Below are 3,447 nucleotides of genomic sequence, written 5' to 3' on the forward strand. Positions count from 1 at the left end.
ATGAAACAACATAGTAAGCGTTTTGTGAAATTATATCTAAATTTTAGGTTTTTTAAACTTAAAATCGAAGTATTTTTTTAGCAAAACCGCAGGGGCTTTTTAGCCCCTTGCCTTGATTGTCTTACTTTAGGATATGCAAATGAGTGAAATAGTTAAATATCACAACGACTTTAATAAAATTAAACTACCTAGCTTTACAGAACAAGAGCAAAATTTATTATGTTTTTTGCTTACAAAAATAAAAGAAAAAAAAGAAAATGAAATATTTTCTATATATCCTAAAGACTTAATGGGTTTTTCAGAAAAAAACCTATCAAATAGAGAAATAACAGAGATTTTAAACTCTTTTGAAGAGAAATTTTTCAAAGCAGATTTTACAATAATTGTAAAAGATGAAGTTAGAAACTTAATCGGAAAAATGCGAGTAAATTTATTTAATCATTTTGTAATATGGAAAGAAACTCGCACTGATTGGGATATGGAAATAGGCGATGGACTTTTTTGGCAAGAATTTACTAGAATTGATATAGAAGTTAATAAGCATTTTGAATATCTTGTTAATCAACTCACAGCTAATTTTACATCTTTTGAATTAGCAGAATTTATCGCATTAAGCGGTAAATATACAAAAACACTTTACCGCCTTTTAAAACAATATAGAACAACGGGAACAGCTTATTTTGAGTGGGAAGAGTTTTGTAGAATTATGGATATACCCGAAAAACTTGCAATGTGCGATATTGACAAAAGAATTTTAAAACCTGCTATAAAAGAACTAACAAAAGAACGCACCTTGTTTGATCAGGTGCGTATCCCTTTTAAAAATCTATCTTTTGAGAAAAAGAAAATTAGTGCTAGGGGGCGGGGCGGAAAAGTTGTAGGTATTGAATTTACTTTCAAACCCGAAAACATTACAATACAAAAAATTGAAAATGAAGCGATAAAGAATGCAAGCGATGAAGAAAAAATCTTAATGACTTGTAACAAATTATGTCAATCAAAAATTAGATTTAGGTATGAAGAAAAAATTTACCAAAGTAACTCTTTTGATTTTTACGATTTTACTTTTAACGCAGCGGAGTTGCAAGAAGATGAATTTGGAAATTTAATTCCACGCAATACTAGAATTTTCAAATGCAAAAATGAAGAAGACTTTTTTAAATTAATTAAATTATTTACAAGCAATATCTATTGAATTACTTTCTCCCTTTTTTCTTTTTATTTGAGCTTGCCGAAAATAAAAAGCAAACTAGCCCTTAATCTTTAAGGTGTCTAGTTTGCAAACTAGACACCCTTAAAAGAGTGCTAATTTGTTTTTCAAAAATATTTAGTTATAATATCACAAGTTCTATTATAACCACATTTTTGAAAAAAAGGGGAGCAATTATGGAAACAAATAAGACAGAAATTAACATAAAAGAAGAAAGAAAACTAATATCAGAAATGAATAAAATTTATACAGATATAACCAAGCTTGAATCTCAAATAAAATTTTTGTGTTTAAAATTAGAAAGCAAACAAAAAAGACTTAATGAAATTAAAGAAAAATTTGCTTCAAGTGTAGCTCAAAATGGGACAAATATCTAGTATTAATTTTAAAAAATCTAATCCTATACAAACACAGCATAACGATAGAAGATTGCCACCGAGTTATTTAATCGGTGGCGAGGTAGAATGCAATCTTAATCACGAAGAAGCTTTGGCGTTAAAAAATGAAATTGTTAAAAATGCTATTGAAGCTTACACGAAAAATACTAAACAAAAATTTCAAGCAAAAAGCTACGAATGGAGTGCGGTAGTTAATATTAAACCTGATACTACAATGAGTGATTTAGAAAAACTTGCAGAATATTTTCAAAAAATACACGGCTTTCAATGTTATCAAATCGCAATACATCGCGATGAAGGATATATTAACGAGCAAGGCGAGAAAGTAATCAATCATCACGCACATATGGAGTTTATTACTCTTGATAGAGAAACGGGAAAAAATAGACAAAGAGATTTAGACAAAACAAGATTAAGGGGAATTCAAACTGCGGTTTCAAATATTTTAGAAATGGAGCGGGGAGTAGATAAAAGAAAGAGTGGAGTAAAACGCATAGAGCCGAGAGCCTATGCGGTTTTAAAAGAGAAAGAAAAAAAAGGGAAAAAGCAAGAGCTTTTAAACAAAAAAGAATACACACAAATTATTGAAAATTTTAGAAAAGAGCAAATCGGAAAGGGCTTTGATAAAGATTTTTTCAAAGACCTTTCTAACTTAAAAAAGAACTTCCAAGAAGTTAATGAAGCTAGCTTAAGCGAGCTTTTAAACGAAATTTTACTTAGACACCAAAAACAAGAAAAAGAATACCAAGAAAAAATAGAAAAATTAGAAAAACAAGTGCAAAATCAAGAACTAAAAAACCAAAATGAAAATCTTAAAATTTTAGTAGAAAAAGTTACAAATAGAGAGTTAAAAGAACTAGATTTGTTAATGATGAGTAAGCCAAAAGAAACTGCTAAGGAATATGTGGAAAGTCTTGTAAAAACAGCAAAAAGAACTTTAGAGAGCGTTTTTACAAAACCATACAAAGAGTTTATAACTAATTTAGGAAATTTACTTAATTTCAAGGACTTAAAATATGATACCCCTATAAATGAGCTAGAACGCTATTTAAACGCAAAAACGACTAAAAACGAGCAAACTATCGAACAAAATCAAGAAAACGCGTCAAAACGCGAAATTGAGCTTAAAAACGAGCATAATAAAAGAATACAAGAATTACAAAAAGTATTTCAACCGACTATCGAAGCTTGGAAAGGTTACACAACTGATTTTAAAAATAAAGAAAATGCAGAGAGAGCAAAAAGGTCTCACGATAAGCTAGAAACGCTATATAATCTTAATTTTACTGATTATACAAATGCAGATTTTGAAACAAAATATAATCAAGCAATAACAAAATTTGGGCTAGAAAAAGTTACAAATGAGAAAAAACAAGATAAAGGCTTTTCAAGATGAAACACCCTTTCCCTTTTCTCTAAACAAAACGCACCTTATAGGTGCTATGTTTTGTGTAAATGGGGTGCGGGGGCGTGAAGCTTTCCTAGAGAAAGCGAACGAACAAGACCCCGCCCTATTGTATATAAAATAATAAATTTATTTATTTACGCGTGTGCGTGCGTATGCGTGTGCGTGCGTTTTTTAAATTTTTATATATTTTTATATATTTTTAGGGGGCTTTCAAACGCCTATGTGGTGGGAGCTAGCGAAATATTAAAAGGGCAAATTGGGAGTATTAAAAGGGCAAATTGGGAGTATTAAAAGGGCAAATTGGGAGTATTAAAAGGGCAAATTGGGAGTATTAAAGGGCAAAATATTGACAATAGCCCTTTTAATATGTTACAATAAAAAATCCGCCTTGAGTTTTACTCTTGGCGGAAATTTATCAATCAAGGCTAACT

3 protein-coding genes are annotated in these 3,447 nt (G+C 30.0%); all 3 read left to right on the forward strand.

The window, feature by feature from the left end; all coding sequences use genetic code 11:
* Positions 1-139: 139 nt before the first annotated feature.
* The 3 genes from L8X36_RS07985 to L8X36_RS07995 all read left to right on the forward strand — a co-directional run bounded on the left by L8X36_RS07985 (position 140) and on the right by L8X36_RS07995 (position 3,004).
* Positions 140-1,195, forward strand: coding sequence for a replication initiation protein (locus L8X36_RS07985; protein WP_263683316.1), 1,056 nt, complete (start codon positions 140-142; stop codon positions 1,193-1,195).
* Positions 1,196-1,386: 191 nt separating this feature from the next.
* The gene (locus L8X36_RS07990) at positions 1,387-1,587 is read left to right on the forward strand and encodes a hypothetical protein (protein WP_044599646.1); all 201 of its coding nucleotides are present in this window, start codon (positions 1,387-1,389) and stop codon (positions 1,585-1,587) included.
* On the forward strand, positions 1,571-3,004 hold the full coding sequence (locus L8X36_RS07995; RefSeq protein ID WP_263683317.1) for a mobilization protein: 1,434 nt from the start codon (positions 1,571-1,573) through the stop codon (positions 3,002-3,004). Before L8X36_RS07990 ends, L8X36_RS07995 begins: the two co-directional genes overlap by 17 nt.
* Positions 3,005-3,447 lie beyond the last annotated feature (443 nt).

This window comes from Campylobacter sp. CNRCH_2014_0184h, assembly GCF_025772985.1.
Lineage (GTDB): Bacteria > Campylobacterota > Campylobacteria > Campylobacterales > Campylobacteraceae > Campylobacter_D.